Annotated in this window: 12 protein-coding genes; 11 read left to right on the forward strand and 1 reads right to left on the reverse strand. The window is 60.5% G+C overall.

The features are described from left to right. Positions 1–41: 41 nt before the first annotated feature. Entirely contained in the window at positions 42–1,052 is a 1,011-nt protein-coding gene (locus tag ASO19_RS04170; protein ID WP_043560470.1) for a lysylphosphatidylglycerol synthase domain-containing protein, read from the reverse strand. 130 nt (positions 1,053–1,182) lie between these two features. Between ASO19_RS04170 and hpnA the strand changes: the two genes are divergently transcribed. From hpnA to parC, 11 genes are all read left to right on the forward strand, one after another. After that, positions 1,183–2,190 carry a hopanoid-associated sugar epimerase gene (hpnA, locus tag ASO19_RS04175; RefSeq protein WP_103765459.1) on the forward strand — a complete coding sequence of 336 codons (1,008 nt, stop codon included), beginning with the start codon at positions 1,183–1,185 and terminating at the stop codon, positions 2,188–2,190. A 25-nt stretch (positions 2,191–2,215) separates the two neighbouring features. Continuing rightward, complete coding sequence (locus tag ASO19_RS04180; RefSeq protein ID WP_043560465.1) at positions 2,216–3,370, forward strand: glycosyltransferase; 1,155 nt, start codon at positions 2,216–2,218, stop codon at positions 3,368–3,370. Next, positions 3,367–4,257 carry a squalene synthase HpnC gene (hpnC, locus tag ASO19_RS04185; protein ID WP_232317223.1) on the forward strand — a complete coding sequence of 297 codons (891 nt, stop codon included), beginning with the start codon at positions 3,367–3,369 and terminating at the stop codon, positions 4,255–4,257. The genes ASO19_RS04180 and hpnC overlap by 4 nt, the downstream gene beginning before the upstream one ends. Before the next feature lie 117 nt (positions 4,258–4,374). Further along, on the forward strand, positions 4,375–5,259 hold the full coding sequence (gene hpnD / locus ASO19_RS04190; protein ID WP_103765460.1) for a presqualene diphosphate synthase HpnD: 885 nt from the start codon (positions 4,375–4,377) through the stop codon (positions 5,257–5,259). Continuing rightward, the gene (gene hpnE, locus ASO19_RS04195) at positions 5,256–6,560 is read left to right on the forward strand and encodes a hydroxysqualene dehydroxylase HpnE (RefSeq protein ID WP_103765461.1); all 1,305 of its coding nucleotides are present in this window, start codon (positions 5,256–5,258) and stop codon (positions 6,558–6,560) included. Before hpnD ends, hpnE begins: the two co-directional genes overlap by 4 nt. A gap of 101 nt (positions 6,561–6,661) precedes the next feature. Continuing rightward, on the forward strand, positions 6,662–8,590 hold the full coding sequence (gene shc, locus ASO19_RS04200) for a squalene--hopene cyclase (RefSeq protein WP_103765462.1): 1,929 nt from the start codon (positions 6,662–6,664) through the stop codon (positions 8,588–8,590). Then, complete coding sequence (locus ASO19_RS04205; protein ID WP_103765463.1) at positions 8,590–9,228, forward strand: phosphorylase family protein; 639 nt, start codon at positions 8,590–8,592, stop codon at positions 9,226–9,228. Before shc ends, ASO19_RS04205 begins: the two co-directional genes overlap by 1 nt. Before the next feature lie 179 nt (positions 9,229–9,407). Further along, positions 9,408–10,175 carry a 30S ribosomal protein S2 gene (rpsB, locus tag ASO19_RS04210; RefSeq protein ID WP_043560449.1) on the forward strand — a complete coding sequence of 256 codons (768 nt, stop codon included), beginning with the start codon at positions 9,408–9,410 and terminating at the stop codon, positions 10,173–10,175. 148 nt (positions 10,176–10,323) lie between these two features. Beyond that, positions 10,324–11,235: a translation elongation factor Ts gene (tsf, locus tag ASO19_RS04215; protein ID WP_043560447.1), complete on the forward strand. Its 912-nt coding sequence runs from the start codon at positions 10,324–10,326 to the stop codon at positions 11,233–11,235. Positions 11,236–11,314: 79 nt separating this feature from the next. Beyond that, entirely contained in the window at positions 11,315–12,085 is a 771-nt protein-coding gene (recO, locus tag ASO19_RS04220; RefSeq protein ID WP_043560446.1) for a DNA repair protein RecO, read from the forward strand. 41 nt (positions 12,086–12,126) lie between these two features. Then, entirely contained in the window at positions 12,127–14,337 is a 2,211-nt protein-coding gene (parC, locus tag ASO19_RS04225) for a DNA topoisomerase IV subunit A (RefSeq protein ID WP_103765464.1), read from the forward strand. Positions 14,338–14,408: the final 71 nt, after the last annotated feature.

Genomic DNA, 14,408 nt, shown 5'->3' on the forward strand with positions numbered 1-14,408 from the left:
TCCGTTTCATCCTGTAAAGCGCATGTGGGCCAGTGTGTTGTTCAGGACCGGCGCAGCTGGCGGAACTCATAGAGCTGCCAGAGCAACAGGACAGGCACGCCGATGACGATGTCCCGTCCCCGTCGCAGCAGGGAGATGCTGATGGAAATGTCGGCACTGATGCCGAACAGATGCCCCAGAGCCACATAACCTGCTTCCTGCACCCCCAAGGCACCGGGCACCAGAAAACCGGCGGACATGATACCACAGACGGCCCCTTCAATGGCCAGTGCATTGAGAAAAGAACAGTGTGCGCCCAGCAGGATAAGGGACAGCCATGTCAGCAGGGCGCTACCAATCCAGCAGAGCAGATGCAGCGCTGCCCCCAGGCCGATGCGGACCGGCTGGTCCCAGAGGCTTTCAATATAGCTCTGGAAATTTTCGCTGTTTTCAGCCAGCGCATCATGCCAGTCGGCAGAGATGTGCTTGGAAAGAAAACGGGCCAGCGCCTGGAGGGCATTGCCGCTGCGCTGCTGTGTCCAGATGAAACCCGCCATGCCGATGCTCAGCAGAACGATGCCAATGGCCAGCGGCCAGACAAATCGCCCGGCATCGGCCTGGCCGACAAGGCAGAGCAGGGCGATGATGATGAAAGCGAGCTGCCCCAGAACTTCCGTTGTGATGTCAACAATGTTGGCGGCAACTCCCTCTGTCCAGCTGATGGGCTGTCCATCCGTCGTGTGGCGGGGGTGGCCCGCCGTGGTGGCCCGTATGCCGATGAGCATTCCGCCAAGCTGGGAAAAAGGCAGGCACGCTGCTGCAGCATCCCGGACAAACCGGGAAAAGGTCAGGCGGAGGAAGCTGATGCTGGCGATGCTGCTTTTCCAGGCGACGCCGAGGAGAATGTTGACGGCCAGCTGGCTGAGGATCAGCAGGATGAACCCGCTGAGGCCGATCTTGGCAAGTGAGGCCAAAATCGGGTGTATGCCAGTACGCAGGGTCAGAAAACAGAAAAGGACGACACCTGTAAGGGAAAGAACAAAGGGAAGTATTTTTTTCAAGGTGCCCGCCATAGTGTTAAATTCATGTTCATGTCCTTCTAGGCCACTCCGTAGCGCACGTCCAATCAGCAGGGCTTTACCCGCCATGATGACGGGGCCTATATCCGGCAGAACAAGGCGCTGAAGTGAGGAAGGAGCGGAGATGTCAGAAGATGTGACCCTGGTGACCGGGGCAACCGGTTTTGTGGGATCGGCCGTCGCACGGGCTTTGCTGGAGCGTGGTCGTCGTCTGCGCCTTCTGGTCCGGCATACATCGGATCGCCGCAACGTGGCCGACCTGCCCGTGGAATTTGTTGTCGGAGACCTGGCAGACCCTCAGAGCCTGGCTGAGGCGCTGGAGGGCGTGACCTATCTTTTCCATGTAGCGGCGGATTATCGCCTTTGGGTACCAAACCCTGAAGTGATGATGAAGGCCAATGTCGAGGGAACCCGGCGCCTGATGCTCGCCGCCATGAAGGCGGGTGTAAAGCGTATCGTGTATTGTTCCTCCGTTGCGGCACTGGCCACGGCCCATGATGGCATTCCGGCCACGGAGTCTTCCCCCGTGACGGAGGATCAGATCGTGGGCGTTTACAAGCGGTCCAAATATCGGGCGGAGCAGGAAGTTCTGCGCCTTGTCCGGGAGGAGGGCCTGCCGGCTGTCATTGTGAATCCATCGACTCCGGTGGGACCACGGGACATCAAGCCGACACCGACCGGGCAGATGATTCTGGACTGTGCGACAGGCCGTATGCCGGCTTATGTCGAGACTGGGCTGAATATTGTCCATGTTGATGATGTGGCAGAAGGCCATGTGCTTGCTTTTGAGCATGGTACGATTGGCGAAAAATATATTCTGGGCGGCGAAAATCTCATGCTGGGTGATCTTTTTCGCATGGTGGCGGAGGTCGCCCATCGCCGTCCGCCCCGTATCCAGCTCAGGCAGTCATGGCTTTATCCGGTAGCCTATCTTTCCGAACTGTTGGCAAAAGGCTTTGGAATTCAGCCTCGTGTCACGAAAGAGATGCTGGACATGTCCAAAAAGTTGATGTTTTTTTCTTCGGCCAAGGCGGAGCAGGAGCTGGGGTACCGCCCCCGTCCGGCCCGTCAGGCCGTTGCCGATTCCGTGGCCTGGTTCCGCCAGCATGGGCGGGGACATTTTTTATCTTGAGAGGTAGTAGCAGGCTGGCACGGTGATGGTTTTTGTGATGGCGTTGTTTTCCTTGTTGGCCTGGCTGGGGCTGACATTTTTTCATGGTCAGTTCTGGATTGGTGGCCCCTGGCTCAGGAGGGGGCTGAAGGCCAGACGTTGGAAGAATGGCCTTCCAGCCGTGGCTGTCATCGTTCCAGCCCGTGATGAAGCAGCCTCCATCAGTGCCTGCCTGTCTTCCCTGCTGGGGCAGGATTATCAGGGGCGCTATCATGTTTTCCTTGTGGATGATGAAAGTACTGATGGTACGGGGGATATTGCCCGCCGTGTGCCAGACCCGCAAGGACGCCTGACCGTTCTGGATGGGAAGCCCCACCCGGCGGGGTGGAGCGGCAAACTCTGGGCCGTTGGGCAGGGGCAGGAAGAGGCTCTGGAGTTCCTTCCTGCTGATGGCTATGTCCTTCTGACAGATGCCGATATTGTCCATAAGGAAGACCATGTTTCCTCTCTGGTGGAGAGAGCCCAGAGCGAAAATATCGACATGGTTTCCGAGATGGTGAAGCTGAACTGCGCCTGTTTCTGGGAAAAGGTTTTTGTTCCGGCCTTCGTCTATTTCTTTGCCATGCTCTATCCTTTTCGAAGGATCGCTGACCCGCAGTCTCCAGTGGCTGGAGCTGCCGGGGGGACGGTGCTGATCCGCCGCAAGATGCTGGAGATGATAGGGGGAATACAGACCCTCAGGGATGCCTTGATCGACGACTGTACGCTCGGTGCCCGTGTCAAGGAGGCCGGAGGGCGGCTTTATCTTGGGTGCAGCGAACAGGCATGGTCCATCCGCACCTATCAGACCTTGGGCGAGATATGGCACATGATCGCCCGCAACGCTTATGTCCAGCTCGAATTCTCCCCCTGGAACCTTCTGAAAGCCTTGGCCGGCATGGTTCTGATATGGTTTCTGCCGGTTCGCCTTCTTCTGTTCGGCCGTGGTAAAAACCGCGTGGTGGGTGGCTGTGCATATGCGCTCAGCTGCATTACGTTCATGCCGACCCTGCGCTGGTTCAACCTGTCATGGTGGCGCGTCCTCTCATTGCCGCTGGTGGCTGCCTTCTACATGATGGCAACCGTCGGCTCCGCAGTGAATCATTATCGGGGCAAAGGTGTCAGCTGGCGCGGGCGGTCGTATGAAGGAGCAGAATCATGATGCCACAGTCTGGTGGGGCCATGGCGCAGGAGGATGCCCAGATCTGGGGAAAACAGGACGTTTCTTCCAGCAAGGGCATGAAGGATGAGAACTTCCCCGTCGGGTCTTTCCTGATATCTCCGGGACACAGGCCCGCCGTCCATGCCTATTACAGGTTTGCCCGTGTGGCGGACGACATGGTGGACAATACCCGGCTGTCTCCCGCTCAGAAGGTGGTCCGGCTGAAAGCCCTGCGTGAGGTCCTGCACGGCGAGCGGAAGCCCCCGCCTGGCCGGGCTGATGCCTGGAGTGCGGTCATCCTCCGGACGGTTCTTCAGGAGCGCAACCTGCCGTTGGAGCTGGGAAGCGACCTGATAACGGCCTTCATCATGGATGCGGAAAAGACACGCTATGAACACTGGTCGGAGCTGCTGCATTACTGCCGCTATTCGGCCAATCCCGTAGGGCGCTTCCTGCTGATGCTGCATGGTGAAGGGGAAGAGACCTTCGGTCCGTCGGATGCGCTCTGCACGGCATTGCAGATTGTCAATCACATGCAGGATGTCAGCAGTGATCTGAAGCAGCTGAACCGCTGTTATGTGCCTCTCCCGTGGTTGCAGGAAGAGAATGTCCGCCTGAAGGACCTCATCCTTGCCCGCAGTAAGCCGGGTGTACGGCGCGTGTTCGATCGCATGCTGGCCCATGTTGATGCCCTGAATGAGGAGGCCGCACGTCTTCCCGCACTTGTGAAAGACCGTCGCATGAGGCTGGAGGCCGCCGTGATCGTGGCACTCTGCCGCCGCCTGACAGAGCGTCTGCACCGGCAGGACCCGATAGCCGAACGGGTGGCGCTGACAAAGTCTGATGGTCTGCGGGCGTTGGGCTGGGCCATGCGTTACCTGCGCTGAGGCGGGTTTCATGCTGGCCCTTTGCCACGGCAGACTTTGCCGCTAGAAGAGGGCAGGCTGTGATCGGCCTGTGGTTACGGTTCTGGCTGCGGCCATTGAAGGGATATGAGGAAGGTTATGGTCTCTGTTCGTCACAATACGTCTCAGGGTCTGCCATGTGCTCCGTCTGACCTGAGACAGGTGGAAGAGATCGTCAACCGGTCAGGGACGTCGTTTGGACGGGGGATGAAAATCCTGCCTCCCGGGCGGCGGGATGGCATGTTTGCCATCTATGCCTTCTGTCGTGTCGTGGATGACATCGCCGATGGCGACACCCCTCATGATGACCCTGCTTCCGCCCTGGAGAGTTGGAAAGGTCGTATTGCCGCCCTGTATGAGGGGCAGGCCGATACGGCGCTGGAGCGTGTCCTGCTTGAGGCCATCAGGCAGTTCGGGCTCAGGCAGGATGATTTCATCGCCATCATTGATGGGATGCTCATGGATTGTGGTGAACCGGTCGTGGCTCCTGATGAGGCTACGCTGGACCTGTACTGCGACCGGGTGGCGTCTGCTGTGGGCAGGTTGTCCGTGCGCATCTTCGGCACGCCGGAGGAGCAGGGAGACAGGCTTGCCTACCATCTGGGCCGTGCCCTTCAGCTGACGAACATCCTGCGTGACATTGCCGAAGATGCAGCCCGTGGACGGCTGTACCTGCCAGCCGAACTGCTGCGGCGTTACAGCGTGCCGACTGATCCCGCCGAGGCTCTCTATGCCGTTGGGCTGGATGGGCTGTGCCGTATCCTCGCAGGACGGGCAAAAGATCATTTCCGCCGGGCTACGGCCCTGATGAAACAGTGCCCGGCAGCCACGGTGCGCCCGGCCCGGATCATGGCGGCCTCCTACCGGGTCACGCTGGCCGCTCTCTGTCGCCGTGGCTGGCGCAACCCGGAGGCCCCCCTGCGGGTTTGTTCCGTCCGCAAGAAGCTGGCCATGCTGCTGGCGGCGGCTGGAGTGTCATTGTGAGCCATGTGCATGTCATTGGTGGAGGACTTGCGGGTCTTTCCGCTGCTGTGGAGCTGGCACCCCAGGCGCAGGTGACCGTCTATGAGGCTGGTCCGGCCTGTGGGGGGCGGGCCCGGTCCTTTCATGACAGGGCGCTGGACACGGTCATCGATAACGGCAATCATCTGCTCCTTTCCGCCAATCCTGCCACGTTCCGCTATCTCGACCGTCTGGGTGCCCGGGATACGTTGCAGGGGCCGGGGGCTCCCGTTTTCCCGTGGCATGATCTGGAGGCGGGCCTTTCCTGGACGTTGCGCCTCTCGCCGGGGCGTCTGCCTTTCTGGCTGCTGCGGCGGGGCAGCCGTGTGCCCGGTATGCGTCTTGGGGAGGTGAGGGCTCTGTTCCGCCTGATGAAGGCTGGTGATCAGGCCAGTGTGGCAGACTGTTTCCTGCCGGGGCAGTTTGCCCGGCGCCTGCTGGAGCCGCTGGCTGTCTCCGGCCTCAATACGGGCATAGACCGGGGAAGTGCCCGTCTGCTGGGTAACATCGTACGGCGGACGCTGGCCAAAGGGGGACAGGCCTGTTGCCCGTGGATGGCCGCCAGAGGGCTTTCGGAAAGTTTTGTGACCCCCGCACTGCATTACTTGGAGCAGTTTCATGCTCAGGTGCTTACGGGTACGCGCGTCTCTGCCCTTGCGTTTGAGGATGGATCAGGGCGTGTGAGTGCGCTGGAGACATCCAGTGGCCCTGTGAGACTGGGGGCAGAAGATGCGGTCATCCTAGCCGTTCCGTCACCGGTGGCGGTCGGGTTGCTGCCGGGGCTGGAAGGGCCGGATGAGTTCGAGAGCATTGCCAATGCCCATTATCGTCTCCAGCAGCCTCTGCGGCCTCGTGGTGCTCTGAAGCAGGCTGGTTTTCTTGGGCTTGTTGGTGGTGTGGCGGAGTGGGTCTTCCTGCATGATGAGGTCCTGTCCGTCACGGTCAGTGCAGCCAACCGCTATGCGGACTGGCGCCAGGACGAGATGCTGGCGCACATATGGGCGGAACTGCATCAGGCCCTGGACCCGCTGGTTGAGACCCCGCTGCCGCAGGACATGCCGGCTGCCCGGTTGATCCGGGAGAAGCGGGCCACCTTTGCAGCCACACCGGAACAGGATAAAAAGCGGCCGGGAGCAAAAACGGCTCATCCCAATCTTGCTCTTGCCGGGGACTGGACGGATACTGGTCTGCCTTCCACGATCGAGGGTGCCATACAGTCCGGGCTGGTGGCGGTGGGAGCGCTTGGTTTTCGCACGGCGTCTGCCGGAGCGGCGTGTACCTGAAGAACTGGTTTATGGTCTCCGCACATGTGGACAGGCACAAGCCCTGCTGTGCGAGGATTTTGGAGGAGAGGTCAGTGAACAAGACGTTGTTCCGTCATAACATGGATGCCACGGTGGTGGAGCAGGCTGTCAGGGCTTCCCATACTGCCTTGGGCAAGCGTCAGAAGAGTGACGGTCATTGGGTCTTTGAACTGGAAGCCGATGCAACCATCCCGTCGGAATATGTTCTGCTGCGCCATTTCCTTGACTGCATTGATGTGGAGCTTGAGCAGAAGATCGGAGTCTATCTGCGACGGACACAGGGTGAGCATGGGGGTTGGCCCCTCTATACGGATGGCCGGTTTGATCTTTCCGCCAGCGTGAAGGCCTATTTCGCCCTGAAGATGATCGGGGATGATCCGGAGGCCCCCCACATGCGCAAGGCCCGTGCGGCCATCCTGCATCATGGCGGGGCAGAGCGGAGCAACGTCTTCACCCGCATCCAGCTGGCCCTGTACGGGGAAGTTCCGTGGGATGCCGTGCCCGTCATGCCAGTGGAGCTCATGCTGCTGCCCCGCAAGGCGTTTTTCTCGGTCTGGAACATGTCCTACTGGTCCAGGGCGGTCATAGCGCCGCTGCTCATTCTGGCAGCTTACAGGCCGCTGGCCCTGAATCCCCGTGGCGTGCGGGTGCAGGAGCTGTTCAGGAGACCGCCAGCCACCATCAGGGACTGGATACGCGGTCCGTACCGGTCGGTCTGGGGGCGGGTATTTACCGGTCTGGACAAGCTCATCCGGCCGCTGGTTCCATTCATTCCCCGTTCCGTTCATGAGAAGGCCATCCGTGTCACGATCGACTTCATCGAGAAGCGGCTGAGTGGCGGTGGACTGGGTGCCATTTATCCTGCCATGGCGAATGTGATCATGATGTACCGGACCCTGGGGGTGCCGGATGATGATCCACGGGTTGTCCAGGCATGGGAGGCGGTACAGGGCCTGCTGGTAGTGAAGGATGATGAGGCCTATTGCCAGCCCTGCGTGTCGCCTGTGTGGGATACGGGGCTTTCCGGTCTTGCCATGCTGGAGGCTTCGACCGGTGCCAGGGGCGTGATGCCGGCCGAGACGGCGACTGCCCTGAAGAAGGCCGCTGCCTGGCTCAGGGAGCACCAGATTCTGGATGTCAGAGGGGACTGGGCCATCAATGCGCCGACCCTGCGTCCGGGAGGTTGGGCTTTCCAGTACGAGAATGATTATTATCCGGACGTGGATGATACGGCTGTTGTTGGCATGTTGCTGCACAGGATCGATCCTGAAGAGAACCGTACGGCCATTGAGCGTGCCCGGGAATGGATCATTGGCATGCAGAGCAGCAATGGTGGTTGGGGTGCCTTCGACATCGACAACAACATGGAGGTGCTGAACCACATTCCATTCTCCGACCACGGTGCGTTGCTGGACCCACCGACGGTGGATGTCTCCGCACGCTGCATTTCGTTCCTCTCCCAGTTGGGTCATCCGGAAGATCGTGAGGTGATCCGCAAGGGGCTGGATTATATCCGCTCCGAGCAGGAAAAATCCGGCAGCTGGTTCGGCCGCTGGGGGACGAATTACATTTACGGCACGTGGTCCGTTCTCTGTGCCCTGAACATTGCTGGCATCAGTCATGATGACCCGATGGTGCGTCGGGCCGTCGCCTGGCTGGAGAGCGTACAGAATGATGATGGCGGCTGGGGTGAGGACTGCGCCAGCTATGAGGGGGCCCCACAGGGCCTCTACAAGGAGAGCCTGCCGACCCAGACGGCCTGGGCAACGTTGGGGCTGATGGCTGTTGGTCGCCACGATAGTGAGGCTGTCCGCCGTGGCATGGCCTATCTGATGCAGGCGCAGGACGATCAGGGTGAATGGCACGAGGCGCCGTATAATGCCGTTGGTTTCCCCAAGGTTTTTTACCTGCGCTATCATGGCTACAAGCAGTTCTTCCCGCTCATGGCGCTGTCCCGGTACCGCAATCTGGCTGATAGCAATTCCGGGCAGGTGGAGTTCGGTTTCTGATGCTGGGGGTCCTGGCAGGGCTCAGGCAGGAAGCACGGCTGGCCCGCCGTTTTTTCCCCGGGGCGAAGATCGCCCTGAGCCATGCCTGTGAGACCGGGGCACGGCAGGCTCTTCAGGTTCTTCAGGATGAAGGTGTGACGGCATTGCTGTCTTTTGGCTGCTCCGGGGCGCTGGATGCCGTCCTGCCACCGGGGAGTGTGCAGGTGGCTGAATATGTGCAGGCTGATAGTGAGCATTACAGGGCTGATCCCGCCCTGAGTGCCCGTTTCGGTGCGGCCCAGGCGGCTGTCCGGGGTGGCATCCTGCACAGTCCGGTCATGATTGGCACGGCCAGAGAGAAAGCTGACCTTTTTTCCCGGACGGGGTGCCACGCCGTGGATATGGAGAGTGGTCTCGTAGCCCGGTCTGGCCTGCCCTTTGCGGTTCTGCGGGTGATCTGTGACGATGCGGGCAGGGACCTTCCCCCCGCTGCCCGGGAAGGCCTGAAGGACGGGCGGGTCCACGTGCCGGCTTTGCTGGGGTCCATCCTGAGGCATCCCGTGCAGATTGGCGCCTTGATCGGCCTGGGGCGTGATGCTGCCCGTGCCCATCAGGCCATGGCTGATTTTCTGGAAACACTTCCGCTCGCACGGGTCTGAAAGGCGTCGTCGGAGTACTTGCGTTTCCGTCCGGCCTGTTCTAGAGAAGGGCCGTATTTGCCGCTTCCATGTGGGGCGGGAGGTATATTTCGCACGCATGGCCCGGATTGCCTGGTGTCCCTTGCCACCAAGGGGCGTTGCCATGCGGAGGACAAACCAGAGAAAGAAAGTTTCAGACTATGGCAATGCCACAGTTCACGATGCGCCAGCTGCTCGAGGCTGGTGTTCATTTCGGTCATCACACACGTCGCTGGAACCCGGCCATGGCACCGTACCTGTTCGGTGTCCGCAACCAGGTGCACATCATCGACCTTCAGCAGACCGTTCCGCTGCTGGACCGCGCCCTGAAGCAGGTGCGTGACACCGTGGCTTCCGGTGGACGTGTTCTGTTCGTCGGCACGAAGCGCTCCGCTGCCGATCTGGTGGCTGATGCAGCACAGCGTTGCGGCCAGTACTACGTCAATCACCGTTGGCTCGGTGGGATGCTGACGAACTGGAAGACCATCACCGGCTCCATCAAGCGTCTGCGTGGCATTGACGAAATGCTGGCTGGCGACACGACCGGCCTGACCAAGAAGGAAGTCCTCGACATCACCCGTGACCGCGAAAAGCTGGAACGCTCCCTCGGCGGTATCAAGGATATGGGTGGCCTGCCGGACCTGCTGTTCGTGATCGACACGAACAAGGAAAAGCTGGCTGTTGAGGAAGCCAACAAGCTGGGCATCCCCGTGATTGCCGTGCTGGACAGCAACTCCGACCCGAAGGGTGTCACTTTCCCGATCCCGGGCAATGATGATGCCATCCGTGCCATCGCCACATATTGCGACCTGGTCTCCGGTGCCGTGCTGGATGGCATTTCTGCCGAGCTGGCTGCGTCCGGGCAGGACATTGGCGCTTCCGCAGAGCTGCCGGTTGAGGAAACCGTTGTGGCAGAGAAGGCTGAATAAGCCTCTCCGGCTTTTGGCCACAGGGCCATGCGGACAGTCCGGCCCGTCTTTCATGGAGTGGCCGGACAGTGGATATTGTGACATGAACAGCTCATGCAGCCGTGGAGACTTTCCGGCTGCATGGGTGTTTTATCGGGGATGAAGAGATATGGCAGAAGTTACTGCTGCAATGGTGCGTGAGCTGCGCGATACAACAAGCGCAGGCATGATGGACTGTAAAAAGGCCCTGACGGAAGCCAATGGCGACATGCAGGCTGCCATCGACTGGCTGCGCAAGAAGGGTCTGTCCCAGGCTGCCAAGAAGTCTGGCCGCGTTGCGGCTGAAGGTCTGGTGGGTGTGGCCGTTGATGGCAAGAAGGCTGCCATGGTTGAGGTCAATGCCGAGACGGACTTCGTGGCTCGCAATGATGCCTTCCAGCAGGCTGTGGAAGACATCGCCAAGGTGGCTCTGCAGGTTGGTGGTGATCTGGAGGCCGTCAAGGCTGCCAAGATGCCGTCTGGCCGTACTGTTGCTGATGAGCTGACCCATCTGGTCGCCACCATTGGTGAGAACATGAGCCTGCGTCGCGTGGACGTGCTGAGCGTGCCGTCTGGTGTCGTGGCCAGCTACGTTCACGGTGCCCTGCGCCCCGGCGTAGGCCGTATCGGTGTGCTGGCTGCTGTCGAGGCTCCTTCCGAGAGTGAAGCTCTGCTGACACTGGGCCGCCAGATTGGTATGCACGTTGCTGCCACCAGCCCGACGGCTCTGGATGTGGATGGCGTGGACGCTGCGTCCGTTGCTCACGAGCGCAAGGTGCTGGAAGACCAGGCCCGTGCCTCCGGCAAGCCGGAAGCCATCATCGAGAAGATGGTGGAAGGCCGTATCCGCAAGTTCTACGAGGAAGTGGTTCTGCTGGAGCAGGTCTGGGTGCATGACGGTGAGAGCCGCGTGAAGGAAGTCGTCAAGAAGGCTGGTGCCAAGCTGGTTGGTTTTGCCCGCTACAAGCTGGGTGAAGGCATCGAGAAGGCTGAGACGGACTTTGCTGCCGAGGTGGCTGCGGCTTCTGGCCAGAAGAAATAAGCCTTTAACGGTTTCTTGCTAGAAGAAAGGGGCTTCGCCAATATGGCGGGGCCCCTTTTTCTGTCTTGAGGGTAACGGTATGGAGTGGGAAGACCCGGCCATCATCCTGCGGCTTTCTCCTCATGGGGAAAGCAGTCTGCTGGTCCGTGCACTGACCCGGCATCGGGGGGTTTTTCATGCTCTGGTGCGTGGCGGGCAGTCCCGGCGGCAGGCGGCGCTCTGGCAGGAGGGCAGTCTGGTCGTGGCCCGCTGGAAGGCCCGCCTGCCAGAACAGTTGGGTTACATGACAGCGGAGCTTGTGCGGCCCACAGCGTCTTTCCTCCTCGACCATCCTCTATCTCTGTCCCTGCTCGGGAGTGCCTGTGGCCTGTGTAGTGAAGCCCTGCCAGAGAGGGAGCCGCATGAGGCGCTGTTTGCGTCTCTGGCCCATTTCATGGGGGTGATGAGCGTGTCCGCCGCCCTGCCACCCGTGGCGCTTTATCTGCGCTGGGAACTGCTTCTTCTGGAGCAGCTGGGGTATGGCCTGACGTTGGACCAATGTGCCGTTACGGGCGTGCGGGAGGGGCTGGCCTATGTGTCTCCCCGCACGGGGCGTGCCGTAAGCGAGGAGGGAGCTGGGGAGTGGAAGGATCGTCTTCTTCCTCTGCCGTCCTGTCTTCTGGATGATGAAGAGGAAGGAAAGCCGGCAGACTGGCTTGCTGGGGCAAGGCTGAGTGGCCATTTTCTTCAGCGGGCTGTTTTTGCTGCCTGCCATCGTCCTTTGCCCGCTGCACGGGATCGGCTGATGACAGCCCTGTACCGACTGGCTGAGGATGCGGCCTCTGGACAGGAGGAAGAAGAGCGTGTCTAACCTGTCTCCATCAGAGAGGCGAACATGAAGCAGGAGACCTTATGACGGGCGATCTCGCCGGGCATATCGAAGATACACGGCTGGCTGAGGCGCTGAGTGAGCGTTATCTGGCCTACGCCATGTCCACCATCACGTCACGCTCTCTGCCGGATGTACGGGATGGGCTCAAACCGGTGCATCGCCGTTTGCTCTATGCCATGCAGCAGCTCAAGCTGGACCCGAGTTCCGGCTTCAAGAAATGTGCCCGTGTGGTGGGTGATGTCATCGGTAAGTTCCATCCCCATGGGGATGCGTCCGTCTATGATGCGCTGGTGCGTCTGGCGCAGGATTTTGCCGTGCGTTATCCGCTGGTGGAAGGACAGGGCAATTTCGGGTCCATTGATGGCGATGGTGCGGCTGCCATGCGGTACACCGAAAGCCGCATGACCGAAACGGCCCGCATCATGCTGGAAGGAATCAGCGATGATGCGGTCGATTTCCGTCCGACCTACGACAATGAGGATCAGGAACCGGTCGTCCTGCCGGGGCTTTTCCCCAATCTTCTGGCCAATGGAGCGGCCGGGATTGCCGTGGGTATGGCCACCAGCATCCCTCCTCATAATGCCGCCGAACTCTATCAGGCGGCCCGGTTACTGATCGAGAAGCCGGACTGTAGCACGGAGGAGCTGCTGGATGTCGTGCCGGGGCCGGATTTCCCCACCGGTGGCCTGCTGGTTGAGGACCGCCAGACGCTCGTTCAGGCCTATGAGACAGGGCGTGGCAGCTTCCGCATCCGCGCACGCTGGGCGGTCGAGAAGGGCCGTGGTGGCGCATGGACTATCATCGTCTCGGAAATTCCCTATCAGGTGCAGAAGGGTAAACTGATCGAAGATATCGCCAGGAAGATGGAAGAGAAGAAACTTCCTCTCCTGGCTGATGTACGGGATGAAAGCACAACGGATATCCGGTTGGTTCTGGAACCCAGAACCCGCAGTTGCGAGCCTGATGTGCTGATGGAAACGCTCTTCCGGCACACCATGCTGGAAAGCCGCTTCAGCCTGAACATGAACGTTCTCAGCCAGGGGAAAATCCCCGGCGTGCTGTCTCTCAAGGATGTTCTGAAGGCATGGCTGGAGCATGTGCATGATGTACTGGTCCGCCGCACGCAGCACCGTCTGGATGCCGTCCTGAAAAGGCTGGAAATTCTGGATGGTTTCCTGAAGGTCTATCTCAATCTTGATGAGGTCATCCGCATCATCCGGGAAGAGGATGAGCCGAAGCCTGCCCTCATGAAAGCGTTCTCCTTGAGTGAGCTTCAGGCGGATCATGTGCTGAACATGCGTCTGCGGTCCCTTCGACGGCTGGAAGAAATGGAAATCCGCAAGGAATGGGACGGTCTGGGCAAAGAGCAGGCGTCACTGGAGGCTCTGCTGGGGTCTGAAAAGCGGCGCTGGAGCCGGATCGGGAAAGATCTCCAGAAGATGCAGGCCCTGTTTGAAGGTGGACCCTATGGCCAGCGTCGCACGGTCATGGGTGAGGCCCCGGTCAGCATTGATACTTCTGCCGCTCTGGCGGTGGAACGGGAACCTGTCACGGTGCTTCTTTCACAGGAGGGCTGGGTTCGTGCTGTCAAGGGGCATGGGCATGATGTGGAGAACCATCGCTTCAAGGAAGGGGACGGACTGGCCTGGCATGTCGAGTGTCAGAGTACGGACCGTCTCTGTCTGATGGCAGCCGGGGGGCGGGCTTTCACGCTGAAGGTGGCGGACCTGCCCCGGGGGCGTGGCTTTGGTCAGCCGGTGCGGACACTGGCTGATCTGGCGCAGGATGATCAGGCTGTGGCCCTGTTTGTTCTTGGTGAGGATGATGCCCGGTATTTTCTGGCCAGTACCGATGGCCGGGGGATGCAGGTGGCCGCCAGCAATCTTGCAGCGGAGAAGAGAACAGGGCGGCAGGTGTTCAACGTGCGGGATGGAGCGCAGGTATGGCTTGCCCTGCCCGCTGAGGGGACGCATGTTCTCTGCCTGACAACTGCCAGACGTGCGCTCATCTTCCCGCTGGAGCAGGTGGCCGAAGTGGCGAAGGGAGGGGGTGTCAGCCTCCAGAAACTGGCTGATGGCGTGGCGATCAGCCATATCCGTCTCTTCTCTCTGGAAGAGGGCCTCGTCTGGCAGGAGGGGCAGAAGGTCCGGTCCCCGGCTGATCTGGCCCCGCTGGTTGGCCGCCGGGGCGCTGTCGGGCGGGCAGCACCACAATGGATGCTGCGCCGATAGGCGGGACAAGCCTGAAACAGCCTGCCGCCCGTCTCCGCCTGCAGGTGGGGGCGGGCTGATTATGGGACCAT

The sequence above is a fragment of the Parasaccharibacter apium genome (assembly GCF_002917995.1).
In the GTDB taxonomy this organism is placed as follows: domain Bacteria; phylum Pseudomonadota; class Alphaproteobacteria; order Acetobacterales; family Acetobacteraceae; genus Bombella; species Bombella apis.